Here is a 13,229-nt window from a genome sequence, read left to right as displayed (position 1 = left end):
GCTCAGCGGCCCAGGGCGTCGTGGCGGTCCTGCAGGAAGGCCCGCTCGGCTTCGTTCGCGGTGCCGGTGATCGCGGTCCGGTAGGCCCGCGCGGCCTCGGTGTCGCGGCCCAGGCGGTGCAGCAGGTCCGCGCGGACGGCGTGGTAAACGTGGTAGCCGTCCAGGTCCAGTGTGTCCACCAGGGTCAGGGCGGGGCCCGGACCGTCCACTTCGGCCACGGCGACCGCCCGGTTCAGCGCCACCACGGGCGTCGGGGTCAGCGCGAGCAGGCGGTCGTACAGGGCGAGCACGCGCGGCCAGTCGGTGGACACGGCGTCGGGGGCCGTGGCGTGCACCGCGTTGATCGCGGCCTGGAGCTGGTACGGGCCGAGCTGCCGCCGCCGCAGGCACCGGTGGACCAGCGCCAGCCCTTCCTCCACGAGCTCGCGATCCCAGCGGGTGCGGTCCTGATCGGGCAGGGGCACGAGCTGCCCGGTCGCCGTGGTGCGCGCGGGGCGGCGCGACTCGGTGAGCAGCATGAGGGCCAGCAGGCCCAGCGCCTCCGGCTCGTCGGGCATCAGCTCGGCGAGCAGCCGTCCCAGGCGGATCGCTTCGCGGCACAGGTCGGCGCGCACCAGCGTGTCCCCGGAACTGGCCGTGTAGCCCTCGTTGAAGACGAGGTAGACCACGGCGAGCACGGAGCGCAGGCGCGCGGGCAGGTCGGCGTCGCGCGGAACGCGATACGGGATGCCCGCGCCCTTGATCTTGTTCTTGGCACGGACCAGCCGCTGCGCCATCGTCGCCTCGGGCACCAGGAACGCGTGCGCGATCTCGGCGGTGCTCAGGCCGCCGAGCAGGCGCAGGGTCAGCGCCACCTGGGCGGTGACCGCGAGCGCCGGATGGCAGCAGGTGAAGATCAGGCGGAGCCTGTCGTCGGGCACGGGCCCCTCCTCGGCGGGCGGGTCCGGGACGGCCAGCAGCGCGGCCTGCGCCTGCCGGTCGTCCCTGGTCGCCTCGCGCCGCAGCCGGTCCACGGCGCGGTTGCGGGCGGTGGTGATGATCCAGCCGGCGGGGCTGGGTGGCATGCCGCCGTCTGGCCAGCGCCGGACGGCTTCGGCGAACGCGTCCTGGACGGACTCCTCGGCGAGGTCGATGTCGCCGAACGCCCGCACCAGCACCGCCACCGCGCGGCCGTACTCGGCGCGGAAGACCCCGGCTACGTCGGCCGGCTCAGGCACCGGAGTGCAGCGGGCGTACCTCGATCGGCAGGGTGACCGCGCGGGCCGCCTTGGCCGCCCAGCGCAGCGCCGCGTCGAGGTCCGGCGCCTCGATGATCCAGAAGCCGCCGACGTGCTCCTTGCCCTCCAGGTAGGGGCCGTCGGTGAGCAGGACGTCGTCGCCCTTGGCGCGGACCACGGTGGCGGTCTCCGGCGGCAGCAGGCCGTTGCGGAAGACGGTCACGCCGGCGGCGTCGAGTTCGGCGTTCAGCGTGGCCAGCGCCCGCATGACCGGGTCCAGCACCTCGGGCGGCGGTGGTCCGCCGTCGGGCTGGTAGATGCTGAGCAGGTACTGCTTCATGGCGGCGCTCCTCGTCCCGGCGGCCGGTGACGTGGCGGCCGCTCACTGTCCATACGAACAGCATCCGCCGGAATCGACACCACCCGGCACGCGGTGTGGAAAGCGGGCCTGACCTGGCCGGACGGGGAGCGTATGTGTGGCGTGGTGCACGTATAGACGAACACCCCTTCCCCCAGGTGGGGGCGCGGAGGTAACGTGAGCGCTCCCCGCCCCCTCCGGAGAGTCACATGCTCGTCACTGAACCTGCTGTCGCTGATCGCCTGCTGCTGGTCAGCGTGCTGACCATCGGCGACTACGTGATGGAGCTGTCCGAGACCGTGCTGGTCCGCCCGGGGCAGCGCACCTGGGTGCGCGGGAGCACCTACTTCGTGCAGTCGCCGGACGGCCAGACGCGCACGGTCGAGGGCCGCGTCTACCCGTTCTGCCGCCGCTGAGCTTCACGATCACAGGCGTGGGCCGCCCAGCCGGCTGAGCGTCTGCTCGGGCTCCTCGCCGCCGGCCAGTGACACGTCCTGCACGACCTCGCCGTCGCGCAGCCGGATGAGCCGGTCGCAGGCGGCGGCGACGTGCTGCTCGTGCGTGGCGACCAGCACCGTCATGGCGTGCTCGGCGCGCAGTGCGGCCAGTAGGTCGAGGATCTCGGTGCCCGTGCGCGAGTCGAGGTTGCCGGTGGGCTCGTCGGCCAGCAGCAGGCTGGGCGCGCCGATCAGCGCGCGGGCGATGGCGACGCGCTGCTGCTGCCCGCCGGACAGCTGCGAGGGCAGCGCGTTCTCCCGGCCCGCCGTGGCGCCGGCCCCCGTCGTGCTGTCGGTCATGGCGATCACTGTCGGTGTTACATTGTCACAATGCAAGGTCCGTTCGGGCGGTTGTGACACAGCTGTGATGTCGAGAAGGGAGGGTGGTGAGCCATGCCGATCCAGCATGCGGTGCTGGCCCTGCTGCGCGAGGGGCCCAGCCACGGCTACGAGCTGAAGAGCGCTTTCGAGTCCGCCGTCGGGCCACAGTGGGGCGCGCTCAACATCGGGCACCTCTACCAGGTGCTCGACCGGCTCTCCCGGGACGGCCTCGTCGACTCCAGCCGGATGGCGCAGGAGGTCAAACCCGACCGCGTGGTGTACCGGATGACCGACGCCGGTGAGCGCGAACTCGACGACTGGATGACCTCGCCCAGCCCGCGTACCGCCGGTTTCCGGGACGACCTGTTCCTGAAGGTGGTGGCCGCGACCCGGACCGGCGACCGCGACACGATGGCGCAGGTGCTCGCCGCGCAGCGCGCCCACCTGCTGCGCGAGCTGCGCAACCTGGAGACTCTGCGCCGCGACCCGGATCGCGACACCGTGGTGCGCCTGCTGCTGTCGGCCGCGGCCCGGCACGTCACCGCGGACCTGACCTTCCTGGAGGACGCGGAGGCCGAACTGCTCGGCTGATGCGTGGCGGGGCGGCGCCCACCGTCCGCAGTGGATCGTGGCAGCATGGAGCCGTATTCATGAGCCTCTACGGGGATGGTGGCGATGGCACAGGTGATCGCGCACGTGACGATGTCGCTCGACGGCTACATGGCCGGGCCTGACGTGGGTGCGGACCACCCGATGGGCCGAGGCGGCGAGCGGCTGCACCGGTGGATCTTCGACGACGCGGACGAGGTGGACGCCGCGGCGATGCGGCGGCAGTTCGCGCTGACCGGGGCCGTCCTGCTGGGCCGCCGTACGTTCGACGTCGGGGTGGGCGTCTGGGGCGACACCCCGTACCCGGTTGCCTGCTTCGTGCTGACCCACCGCCCGGCGCCGGACCGGACCGAGCGCAGTGGCACGTTCACCTTCGTGACCACCGGGCTGGCCGACGCGCTGGACCGGGCCGCCGAGGCGGCGGGGGAGCGGGCGGTGACGCTGATGGGCGCGGACGTCGTGCAGCAGGCGCTGCGGGCCGGCCGGCTCGACGAGATCCACCTGCAGCTCGCGCCGGTGCTGCTCGGCGGCGGGCGGCGGCTGTTCGAGCACCTCGGAACCGACCACATCGAACTCGAACGGCTCGCGGTCGAGGAGTCGCCCCACGTCACGCACCTGCGGTTCCGAGTCGTGAAATAGCAACGGCGGTCACTGGCCCCGCAACCGCGCAGCGGCTACCTTCGGTCGCATGTCTGCCGGTGAGGTCCTGCTGTGGGCGCTGCTCGGCCTGGCCGCGCTGGCCATCCTGGCCTTCGCCGGCATCGTGGCGAAGTTCGTGCTGAAGGCCGCCATGTCGTACGCGCGGCGCAAGCCACCGCAGGCGGCGGCCTTCTTCGCGATCCCGGGCGCCCTCGCCACCTTCGTCGCCACGTTCTTCGGGGCGGGCCTGCCGCTGGCCATGGCGATCGGGATCACCACCGGTCTGGCCGTATTCCTCCTGGTCGCGATGGAACTGGGTTAGCCAGGACACACCTGGCGGCACCCGGGACGCCCACCGGGCGGCCTCCCGGCGTGTAGTGTGGAGAATAATTGATCACGCACGGCCCACCGGGCCCTGCGTTCCCGCCGGAGAATCCCGCCGCGCCGCCGAGCGTGGCATGCGATGCTCTGTCGTCCGGTTCCACGGCATTCCCGCCGCTGAGCCGGGTCCAGCACCTCCGTCAGCCGGTTCGTTACCTGTCGACTCTCCCTGGCGTGACCGGGTCGAGAGCCTTCGCGCGGCGTGCCGACAGCGAAAGGCTCCGTTTTGACCACCGTAGTTCCCGGTTCCTCCCAGCACCCCGCCCGTCGCCGCCGTCGCCGCCCGGCGTCCGCCGCCCAGTCCGGCGGCACGAAGGCGACCGGCCGCCAGTCCGAGGCCGCCACCGGCGCGGCCACGACGTCGGCTGCCAGAAGGTCCGTCATCGATGCGCCTACCACCAAGACGCCCAAGGCCAAGGTGCCCGCCGCCAGGGCGGCAGGAGCCCAGTCCAGCCCGGGCCGGGCGACTCGACCGGCCGGCGCGCCCGCCCAGGCGCAGGCCGCGCCGCCGGAGGCCACGGGTCCGCTGGCGGCGAGCTTCGCCGAGCTTCCGCTGCACCCCTCGCTGGCCGCCGTGCTCACCGCGCAGGGCCTCACCGTGCCGTCGCCGATCCAGGCGCGCACCATCGCCGACGGCGTCGCCGGACGCGACGTGCTCGGCCGGGCCCGCACCGGTTCGGGCAAGACCCTCGCCTTCGGGCTGCCGATGCTGACCCGCCTGGCGGGCCGGCGCGCCCGCTCCCGCCAGCCGCTGGCCCTGGTGCTGGTCCCCACCCGGGAACTCGCCGCCCAGGTCGCCGCGGCGCTGGCCCCGTACGCCGCCGCGCTGAACCTGCGCACCGTCACCGTCGTCGGCGGCCTGTCCCTGGGCCGCCAGGGCGACCAGCTGCGCAACGGTGCGGAGATCGTCATCGCCACCCCGGGTCGCCTCAACGACCTGCTGGACCGCGGCGACTGCCGGCTCGACCAGGTCGAGATCACGGTGCTCGACGAGGCCGACCAGATGGCCGACATGGGCTTCCTGCCCCAGGTCAGCTCGCTGCTGACGGCGACCGTGCCGGGCGGACAGCGCCTGCTGTTCTCGGCGACCCTCGACGGGGACGTCGACCGGCTGGTCCGGCGCTTCCTGAACGACCCCGCCCGGCACTCGGTGGACCCGCCGGCCGGGGCGGTCACCACCATGGAGCACCACCTGCTGCACATCGACGCCGCCGACAAGGACGCCACCACGGCCCACATCGGCGCGCGCGACGGCCGGGTGATCATGTTCGTGAAGACGAAGCACCGCGCCGACCGGGTCGCCCGGCGGCTGCTGGCCAGCGGCGTCACCGCGGCGGCCCTGCACGGCGGCAAGTCGCAGCCGCAGCGCACCCGCATCCTCGACCAGTTCAAGTCGGGCGCGGTCAACGCGCTGATCGCCACCGACCTGGCGGCGCGGGGCATCCACATCGACGACCTCGACCTGGTCGTCAACTACGACCCGCCGAACGACGCCAAGGACTACCTGCACCGCGGCGGCCGCACCGCCCGCGCCGGGCGCACCGGCACGGTCGTCACCCTGGTGGTGGCCGAGGAGCGCCGGGAGACCGCGCGCCTGCTCGCCGCCGCGGGCGTCGACGCTCGCACCACCGCGGTCCGCCCGCACGACCAGGAACTGGCCCGGATCACCGGAGCGCGCACCCCGTCGGGCACCCCGGCCGTGCTTCCCTCCCAGGCCCCCGCTCAGGTCCCCGCCGCCTCCGGCTCGGACCAGCCCGCCCGCCGCTCCAGCCGCTCGCGCCGCGGCCGCCGCTCCCGCTGACCGGGCACCCGCCTCCCCAGCCCCGACCTCCGCAGACGTTGGCCCAGCTCATCGACTATCAGTAGGTCGAAGTCGATGAGAGGGGCCAACGTCGTTGCAGGGGGAGGGGCGACGGCGACGCAGCGTGGTCGCGTTTGGACAGGCCGCGTATGGCTGCGGCACAATGACCGCATGACGCGCTGGCAGTACGCACGGCTCGAGTACCGATCGGCAGGCACCCTGGGCGCGGACCGCTTCATGGACTGGGACGCGGTCTTCCACGGGCCCGACGGTGTCGAGCGGTGGGGCACCGACGAGCGCTTCGACGACCTGCGCCACCTGAACCGGGCCGGCGAGTCGGGCTGGCAGGCGTACGACCGGGGTGCCGTGTTCCTGCACACCGAGCCGTACCGCCTGCACGCCGTCACCTACTCGATGCGCCGCCGGGTCGCCTGACCGGTCAGGCGGTGCGGCGGCCCAGGTAGAGCAGGGTCTCCACAGCCAGCGTCACCTTCTCCGGCAGTCGCTGCAGCAGCGCCGTGAACAGCGCCTCGCGAGTCGCCTCCGGCAGGATCCGGTACGTCGGCTGGGTCGACAGGTACGAGACGTAGTCGTCGGCCGACAGCGTGCGCTCCCAGGTGTAGAGGCGCTCGGTGAGGTCGCCGAACTCGGGCAGCGCGGCCAGGTCCGGGCCCGGCCAGTACGCCGACAGGTCGGTGCCGTCCGCGGGCTCCTCGTCGATCATCGCGTGCGGGGCGTATCCGGCGTGCACCTCGCGGACCAGTGCGCGCAGGTCGTCGTCGGCGATCCGGTCGAAGTTCCAGAACAGCGCGATCGTGCCGCCGGTGGTGAGCGCCGCCGCGGCCCGCCGCCAGCGCTGCGAGCCGTCGGTCCACTGCCACGCCTGCGCGCAGAACAGCAGGTCAAAGGCGAGGTCGGGCTCGTACTGCTCCCACAGCGCGACCACGATGCGCACCGCCGACTGCCCGGCGAGCCGCTCGGACAGCAGCGCGGCCATCTTCGGGTCCGGCTCGATCGCGGTGATCTGCAGGCCGCGTGCCGCGAACGCGGTGGTCGCCTTGCCGGTGCCCGCCCCGACCTCCAGCGCCTGCACCCCGATCCCGGTGTACGCGAGCACGTCGTCGACGAGCCCTTCCGGGTATCCGGGACGGATCCGGTCGAACTCCTCGGCGATCTCGCCGAACATGAGGCCCTGGGCGCGCGCGTCACTCATTCGCGAGAGCGTAGTGCCATCGCGGCCGCCGCGACACTCGGGGGAAACGATCGCGTCGCGTGCGCCGCCCGCTCCGAAATGGAGCGGCCGGCGTCGTTACGCTCCCGGCCAGTCGTCGCCCGCGTCCAGGCGGCGCTGCAGCAGCGTCTCCAGCGGCATCGACTCGCCGTCCCGGGCGCCCCGGCCGACGATCAGCGGCGGGTCGGCGGGCGGCACCTCCGCGCCGAGCAGGCGGGCTCGCAGCGACGAGGGCACGCCGAGCACGTAGTAGCGGCCGTCCTCGGTGACGGCGAGGGTGCGGTTGCGGTGCACGTACCAGCCGCGCAGGCTGGTGCGGTACCGCCCGCCGCCGTCGTACGCGAAGGCGGTCAGCGCCGTGGTGCGCAGCCCGCGCGCGGCCGCCTCCCGGGCGAACCGGGTCACCAGCTCCATCGCCCGCGCCGTCTCGGCCGCCCGGCGGCGCTGCTCGGCCAGCGCATGCTGCGCCACCGCGTGATCGCGCTGCGCGCGCCAGTCCGACTGCTCCGCCACAGCCCGACCCTAACCCGCCCGTCCGGCGCGCCCGAGGTCAGCCCGCGGGCATCACCGCCAGCCACCAGTCCCCGGTCAGGTGCTCGGGCTCGACGGTGATGGTGAGCTGGTCCGGATACTGGGCGCTCAGCCCGCGCACCTTCGCGTCGTCGCCGGCGGGCGCGAATTCCGACTGCCACGTCCGCTGGTCGTAGTCCCACCAGGTCTTCACGTCGACGAGCACCCCGTTGATCCGCAGCCGGAGCACGCCCGGCGTCTGCGAGCGGGCCATGATGCGCACCCCGCCGCTGCGCCAGTCCAGCGTGGCGGTGCGCGGCCCGTCGGCGGTGAGCAGCACGCTGGTGCCGCTCGCGTACGCGGGCCGCTCCAGCGGGGCCAGCACCGCCGGGCGCTCGGGCAGGTCGACCTGGTCGAACCCGACGGCTTCGCCGACGAGCAGCGCGAGCACACCGTCGGCCGGGGCGGGCGACGTCGGCTCCGGGACCGAGCCGGAGGTGCCCGGGTAGACGTACGTCACGTCCAGGTCGAACCTGACCGTTACCGGCTTGCCCACCTCGACACCCGCGGCGCGCAGGGTGTCGGCGGCCGGGGTGAGCCGGCTCTCGAAGGACAGCCCGTCCGTCTCGCAGCCCACGGCCCCGAGCTCGCGGCCGCCGACCCACACCTTGATCTCCAGCGGCAGCTCGTATCCCGAGTGCGTGCACGCCGGGAAGAACGCCAGGTCGAGAGTGGACGGGGTGAAGGTCAGCTCGCCGGTCCCGTCGGGGAAGCCGGCCTGCGCGCGTTCGGTGATGCGGTAGCCCTGGTGGAAGTCGGGCACACCGGCCAGCCCGTCGGTCTGGCCGCCGGGCGCGACGACGTATCCGGCGAGGCCGGCCAGGATCACGGCGAGCGCCGCCGCGGCGGAGGCCAGGCGGCCCCGGCGCTGCTGCACGATCCGGCGGCGTACGCCCGCCAGCCGCTCGTTGCCGGCCGGGGCATCCTCGGTGACCGTGGGCAGGGCCTGCAGGTCGGGGTCGAGCCGCAGCCGGGCCAGGCCCTTGGCGGCGTAGCTCTTCACCGAGCCCGGCGAGATGTCGAGCGCCTTGGCGATCTCGGCCTCGGTCAGGTCCTCGAAGTAACGCAGCACCAGCACGACCCGCTGCTGCCGGGACAGCCGGCCGAGCGCCCGCCACACCTCGTCGCGCTCGTCGACCGCCGTCTGCGGCGCGGGCATGGCCTGTTCGGGCAGCGACTCGGCGGGCCGCTCGCCGTTCCACCGGCGGCGCCACCAGGAGCGGTACGTGTTGAGCAGGACCTGCCGCACGTATGGTTCCGGGTCGCCGTGGATGCGCCGCCAGGCCGCCCACGACTTGACCAGCGCGGTCTGCAGCAGGTCCTCGGCCAGGGCGTGATCGCCGGTGAGCAGGTACGCGATGCGCAGCAGGTGCCGCGACCGCGCCATGACGAACTCGTCGAACTCCGCCGTGCCGGCCATGCTCCGCAAGCCTCCTGATCGCCGCCGTCAGCAACACGTACCGGTTGGACGGCGGCGTCGGTGGGGTGGTGTCGCCAGAAAACTTCGCCCGTAGGTTACGTGCCCGGCCGGGTCGCGGTCAGCCACCGGTCGCATCAGTTCGGCTGCTGCGGGTAGATCGCCACGTACCAGTCGCCGGTCATGCGTTCGGGTTCGACCGTGATGGTGAGCTGCGAGCCGGGCCGCGGCGTGAAGCGGAAGCCGCTGTCGTAACGCATCGCGGGGTCGAGCGAGATGCCCGTGCCGCCTGCGAGAGTCATGAACGGTGCGCCGAAGTCCAGCGTGGACACCAGCACGCCGTCCACGAGGATGCGCAGACGGCCTGGTGCCTGCGTGTTCGCCCACACGGTGAGCGGCCCGTTCCAGGTGAGCGTGGCGGTGCGCGCGCCCACGGACTCCAACATGGCGACCGTGGCCGGGTCGACACCGCTGTGCAGGGTGCGGTCCAGCGGCGTGCTCGACGGGGTCGCGCCGGGCCACGGCAGCTCCGCGTAAGTGGCGGGCTCGCCGACCGCCACCGCGACGGTGCCCTCGGGCAGCGGCTCGTCGCCGTGCTGGCCGAAGGCGAGGTCCAGCGTCACGGTCGCCGGGCGGCCCGCGACCAGGTCGAGCGCCACCGGGTCCAGCACGGTGAAGAAGCCGTCGAAGCCCATCCGCCCCTCGCCGTTGCAGAGGTCCAGGCCCATGCCCGCTGTTCGCCCGTTCACCCGGACACTGATGATCAGTGTGTTGAGCTCTCCCAGGTGGCGGCAGGAGAGGAACAACGCCTCCAGGCGGCCGCTGGGCGTCCAGGTGAGCGCGGGGTCGAGGTGCGGCGTGTAGTCGTGCTGGGCCGACGCGGTCAGGCGGTAGTAGTCGACGTCGGCGAACGCCGCCCGGTTCTGCGCGTACCGCGGCATCTCGATCGGGAAGGCGGGTTCCGGCAGCGCCCGCGTGCGCAGGTGCGGCAGCAGCGCGTACGCGGCGATCAGCGCCAGCGCGATCAGGCAGGCCGTCGCCACCCCGGCGATGCCGCGGCGGCGGCCCCGCGTGATGCGGGCGCGCACCGCGGAGAGCCGCTCGTTGCCGGTCGGCGCGTCCTCGACGGGCTGCGGCAGCTCCCGCAGGCTCGGGTCCAGCCGCAGCTTCGCCAGCCCCTTGGACGCGTGCGTCTTCACCGAGCCCGCGGAGATGCCCAGGGTCCGGGCGATCTCGGCCTCGCTGAGGTCCTCGAAGTAGCGCAGCACCAGCACGACCTTCTGCTGCCGGGGGAGCCTGGCCAGGGCGCGGCGCAGCTGGTCGCGGTCGTCGACGGCGCTGTGCGGCGACGGCGCGGCGTGCTCGGGCAGCGTCTCGGTGGGGCGCTCGCCGTGCCAGCGGCGTCGCCACCAGGAGTTGTACGTGTTGGCGAGCACCCGCCGCACGTACGGCTCGGGGTCGCCGTGGATGCGCCGCCACGCCGCCCAGGACTTGGCCAGCGCGGTCTGCAACAGGTCCTCGGCCAGCGCGTGATCGCCGGTGAGCAGGTACGCCACGCGCAGCAGGTGCCGCGACCTCGTCACCACGAACTCGTCGAACGTCGCCGTATCGGCCATCCCCGTCGCCTCCTGATCGTCCCGGTCAGCAACAGGTACCGTCTGACCGGCGGGTCAGGTTGAACCGCTGGTCGAGCAGATCCCGGGATGGGTGAGGATAGCGGCGTGGAGATGTGGAACAACCCCTCGTGCTCGAAGTGCGCCGCCGCCCGGGAGGCCTTCGAGCTCAACCAGGTGCCGGTGACGCTGCGGCCGTACCTGGACGCGCCGCCGACCGTGGCCGAGCTCGCCGACGTGCTCGACCGGCTCGGCGCTCAGCCGTGGGAGATCTGCCGGCTGGGTGAGCCGGCCGCCGCCGAGCTGGGGCTGGCCGGCTGGAGCCGGGACGAGGCCGACCGGCCGCGCTGGATCGCCGCGATGGTCGCGTATCCGCAGCTCATCCAACGCCCGATCCTGCTGCTCGACGACGGCACGGCGATCGTGGGGCGCTCGCCGGAAGCCCTGGCGCAGGCCCTGGACGCCGCAGCACCGGCACCCGCGACCCCGATCACCGACTGACATGGCACAGGCGACAGTCCCGGCGGACGCCGCCGGGACCGGGCCCACGCGCGCCCGGACCAGGGGTCTCGACCTGCTCGCGTTCGCGCTGCTCGGCACGGGGTTGGTCGCGGTGGCGACCGGGCTGGTGCCGCCCGCCGGCGCGCTGGCGACCGGCGGCCGCATCCTGCCCATCCTGATCTTCCTGGGCACCGTGATCGTGCTGGCGGAGCTCGCCGCACGGGCCGAGCTGTTCGACGTGATCGCCACCCGGCTGACCGGCTGGGCCCGCGGTCGCAACGTCGCCCTGTTCGCGCTCTGCTTCGCCTTCGCCGCGGCGACCACCGCGCTGCTCAACCTCGACACGACCGCGGTGCTGCTCACCCCGGTGATGCTGGCGACCGCGGCGCGGGCCGGGGTGCCGCCGCTGCCGCTGGCGATGACGACGATCTGGCTGGCCAACGGGGCGAGCCTGCTGCTGCCCGTGTCGAACCTGACGAACCTGCTGGCCGCGGAACGGATCGGGCTGTCGGTCAGCGGGTTCGCCGGGGCGATGGCGCTGCCGCAGCTCGCCGTGCTCGCCGCTGTCGGCGCCTGCCTGTGGATCTTCTACTGGCGCGGCAACCCGGCCCGCTACCTCCCGCCCGCGCCGGTGCGGCCGCGCGACCGGCGGCTGCTGCTGGCCGCGGCGGCCGCCTGCACGGCGTTCCTCGCGGGCGTGCTGTGGGGCGAGCGGCTGGACCTGGTGTCGGCGGTCTGCGCGCTGGTCCTGGTCGCCGCGTACGCCCGCTGGGACCGGGCCGCGCTGGGCTGGAGCCTGCTGCCGTGGCGGCTGCTCGTGCTGGTCACCGGCCTGTTCCTGACCGTCGAGGCGGTCGGGCGGCTCGGCCTGGCCGACCTGATGGCGGCGATGATCGGGGCGGATCCCGGTGCGGTGGGCGTGGTGCGGGCCGCGGTCACCAGCGGGCTGCTCGCCAACGCGGTCAACAACCTGCCCGCGTACGTGGCGGGCGAGGCCGTGGTCGCCGCCGGGCACCGCGACCAGTTGCTCGGCCTGCTGCTCGGGGCGAACGTCGCCCCGCTGGTCACCGCGTGGGCGTCGCTGGCGACGCTGCTGTGGGCGCAGCGCTGCCAGGCCGCCGGGGTGCGCATCCGGTGGGGCAGGTTCGCGCTGACGGGGGCGGTCACCGGGGCCGCGGCGCTGGCCGCCGGGACCGCCACCCTGCTGCTGACCCGGTGACTCAGGCCAGCAGGCGGTTCAGCTCGCCGTAACTGACGGCCCCGGCCAGGGTGTCGTAGGTGCCCTTCGCCAGCAGCTCCTCGGTCGCCCGGCGCATCACCGCGTACGCCGCCTCGGCCACCGACGAGCCCAGGCTCACCCGGGCCACCCCCAGCTCGGCCAGCTCGGCGACGGTGGGGGAGCCCGGCCCGGCCAGGATGTTCAGCGGCGCGTCGACCCCGCCGACCAGCTCGGCGATCACGGTGCGGTCGGCCGTGCCGGGCACGAAGACGCCGTCCGCGCCCGCGGCGACGTACGCCCGCGCCCGGGTGAGCGCGTCCGCGACGTCGCCGCCGCGCAGGAAGGTGTCGACCCGGGCGTTGATGAACAGGCCCGCGCCGGCGGCGTCGCGGGCGGCGGCGATCCGCCGGGCGGCCTCGTCCACCGGCAGCAGCGGGGCAGGGCCGACCCGGTCGCTGTCCTCCAGGTTGACCCCGGCCGCACCGGCCGCGACCACGAGCCGGATCGTCTCGGCGACCCCGGCCGCGTCATCGGCGAACCCGCCCTCGATGTCGGCCGTCACCGGCACGGACACCGCGCCGACGACCCGGGTCACCAGCGCGACCGCGCGGTCGCGGTCCAGCACGCCGCCGTCGGCCGCGCCCAGGCTCCAGGCCACTCCGGCGCTGGTCGTCGCGACCGCGGCCGAGCCCGCCTGCTCGGCGAGCCGGGCCGTGGCCACGTCCCAGGCGTTGGCGAGCAGGAGCGGGGTGCCCGGCTGGTGCAGGGCGCGGAAGGCGTCGTACTTGGTGATCGTCATGGGCCCAGTCCACCACGGGCCCCCGACGGCGGCTGGCGGGAAAACGACATCAGCGT

15 protein-coding genes and 1 pseudogene are annotated in these 13,229 nt (G+C 73.9%); 8 read left to right on the top strand and 8 right to left on the bottom strand.

Annotated elements, in window-relative coordinates; translation table 11 throughout:
• Nucleotides 1-2 precede the first annotated feature (2 nt).
• Complete coding sequence (locus AB0B35_RS13335) at nucleotides 3-1,217, bottom strand: RNA polymerase sigma factor (protein WP_361044571.1); 1,215 nt, start codon at nucleotides 1,215-1,217, stop codon at nucleotides 3-5.
• A complete protein-coding gene (locus AB0B35_RS13330) occupies nucleotides 1,210-1,557 on the bottom strand; it encodes a YciI family protein (RefSeq protein WP_361044569.1) in 348 nt (115 codons plus the stop codon). Before AB0B35_RS13330 ends, AB0B35_RS13335 begins: the two co-directional genes overlap by 8 nt.
• Nucleotides 1,558-1,784: 227 nt before the next feature.
• Between AB0B35_RS13330 and AB0B35_RS13325 the strand changes: the two genes are divergently transcribed.
• The gene (locus AB0B35_RS13325; protein ID WP_203692689.1) at nucleotides 1,785-1,991 is read left to right on the top strand and encodes a hypothetical protein; all 207 of its coding nucleotides are present in this window, start codon (nucleotides 1,785-1,787) and stop codon (nucleotides 1,989-1,991) included.
• A 9-nt stretch (nucleotides 1,992-2,000) separates the two neighbouring features.
• On the opposite strand, the pseudogene AB0B35_RS13320 reads toward AB0B35_RS13325, so the two are convergent.
• Nucleotides 2,001-2,339: pseudogene (locus AB0B35_RS13320) on the bottom strand (ATP-binding cassette domain-containing protein); the annotation flags it as partial.
• A 126-nt stretch (nucleotides 2,340-2,465) separates the two neighbouring features.
• Here AB0B35_RS13320 and AB0B35_RS13315 point away from each other — a divergent pair.
• From AB0B35_RS13315 to AB0B35_RS13295, 5 genes are all read left to right on the top strand, one after another.
• Complete coding sequence (locus tag AB0B35_RS13315) at nucleotides 2,466-2,984, top strand: PadR family transcriptional regulator (protein WP_361044566.1); 519 nt, start codon at nucleotides 2,466-2,468, stop codon at nucleotides 2,982-2,984.
• Between the two features lie 84 nt (nucleotides 2,985-3,068).
• Entirely contained in the window at nucleotides 3,069-3,641 is a 573-nt protein-coding gene (locus AB0B35_RS13310) for a dihydrofolate reductase family protein (protein ID WP_361044563.1), read from the top strand.
• 49 nt (nucleotides 3,642-3,690) lie between these two features.
• Nucleotides 3,691-3,963 carry a hypothetical protein gene (locus tag AB0B35_RS13305; protein ID WP_360529764.1) on the top strand — a complete coding sequence of 91 codons (273 nt, stop codon included), beginning with the start codon at nucleotides 3,691-3,693 and terminating at the stop codon, nucleotides 3,961-3,963.
• A 285-nt stretch (nucleotides 3,964-4,248) separates the two neighbouring features.
• A complete protein-coding gene (locus tag AB0B35_RS13300) occupies nucleotides 4,249-5,823 on the top strand; it encodes a DEAD/DEAH box helicase (protein WP_361044561.1) in 1,575 nt (524 codons plus the stop codon).
• A 171-nt stretch (nucleotides 5,824-5,994) separates the two neighbouring features.
• Nucleotides 5,995-6,258: a hypothetical protein gene (locus AB0B35_RS13295; RefSeq protein ID WP_203692694.1), complete on the top strand. Its 264-nt coding sequence runs from the start codon at nucleotides 5,995-5,997 to the stop codon at nucleotides 6,256-6,258.
• Nucleotides 6,259-6,262: 4 nt separating this feature from the next.
• Here the strand turns inward: AB0B35_RS13295 and AB0B35_RS13290 are convergent, their stop codons facing one another.
• The 4 genes from AB0B35_RS13290 to AB0B35_RS13275 all read right to left on the bottom strand — a co-directional run bounded on the left by AB0B35_RS13290 (nucleotide 6,263) and on the right by AB0B35_RS13275 (nucleotide 10,657).
• The gene (locus AB0B35_RS13290) at nucleotides 6,263-7,036 is read right to left on the bottom strand and encodes a class I SAM-dependent methyltransferase (protein WP_361044559.1); all 774 of its coding nucleotides are present in this window, start codon (nucleotides 7,034-7,036) and stop codon (nucleotides 6,263-6,265) included.
• A gap of 96 nt (nucleotides 7,037-7,132) precedes the next feature.
• Entirely contained in the window at nucleotides 7,133-7,567 is a 435-nt protein-coding gene (locus AB0B35_RS13285) for a hypothetical protein (RefSeq protein ID WP_361044556.1), read from the bottom strand.
• A 37-nt stretch (nucleotides 7,568-7,604) separates the two neighbouring features.
• Nucleotides 7,605-9,044 carry a SigE family RNA polymerase sigma factor gene (locus AB0B35_RS13280; RefSeq protein ID WP_361044554.1) on the bottom strand — a complete coding sequence of 480 codons (1,440 nt, stop codon included), beginning with the start codon at nucleotides 9,042-9,044 and terminating at the stop codon, nucleotides 7,605-7,607.
• A gap of 134 nt (nucleotides 9,045-9,178) precedes the next feature.
• Nucleotides 9,179-10,657: a SigE family RNA polymerase sigma factor gene (locus tag AB0B35_RS13275; RefSeq protein ID WP_361044553.1), complete on the bottom strand. Its 1,479-nt coding sequence runs from the start codon at nucleotides 10,655-10,657 to the stop codon at nucleotides 9,179-9,181.
• An 87-nt stretch (nucleotides 10,658-10,744) separates the two neighbouring features.
• On the opposite strand from AB0B35_RS13275, the gene AB0B35_RS13270 reads away from it, so the two are divergent.
• Both AB0B35_RS13270 and AB0B35_RS13265 read left to right on the top strand, forming a co-directional pair.
• Nucleotides 10,745-11,155, top strand: coding sequence for an ArsC/Spx/MgsR family protein (locus tag AB0B35_RS13270; RefSeq protein ID WP_361044550.1), 411 nt, complete (start codon nucleotides 10,745-10,747; stop codon nucleotides 11,153-11,155).
• Nucleotide 11,156: 1 nt separating this feature from the next.
• Complete coding sequence (locus AB0B35_RS13265; RefSeq protein WP_361044547.1) at nucleotides 11,157-12,374, top strand: SLC13 family permease; 1,218 nt, start codon at nucleotides 11,157-11,159, stop codon at nucleotides 12,372-12,374.
• Nucleotide 12,375: 1 nt separating this feature from the next.
• Here the strand turns inward: AB0B35_RS13265 and AB0B35_RS13260 are convergent, their stop codons facing one another.
• Nucleotides 12,376-13,173, bottom strand: a complete 798-nt coding sequence (locus AB0B35_RS13260) for an isocitrate lyase/phosphoenolpyruvate mutase family protein (RefSeq protein ID WP_361044544.1) — start codon at nucleotides 13,171-13,173, stop codon at nucleotides 12,376-12,378.
• Nucleotides 13,174-13,229 lie beyond the last annotated feature (56 nt).

The organism is Catellatospora sp. NPDC049133, assembly GCF_040648455.1.
GTDB classification, from domain to species: Bacteria; Actinomycetota; Actinomycetes; order Mycobacteriales; family Micromonosporaceae; genus Catellatospora; species Catellatospora aurea.
This window is presented reverse-complemented; position numbering and strand designations above follow the sequence as displayed.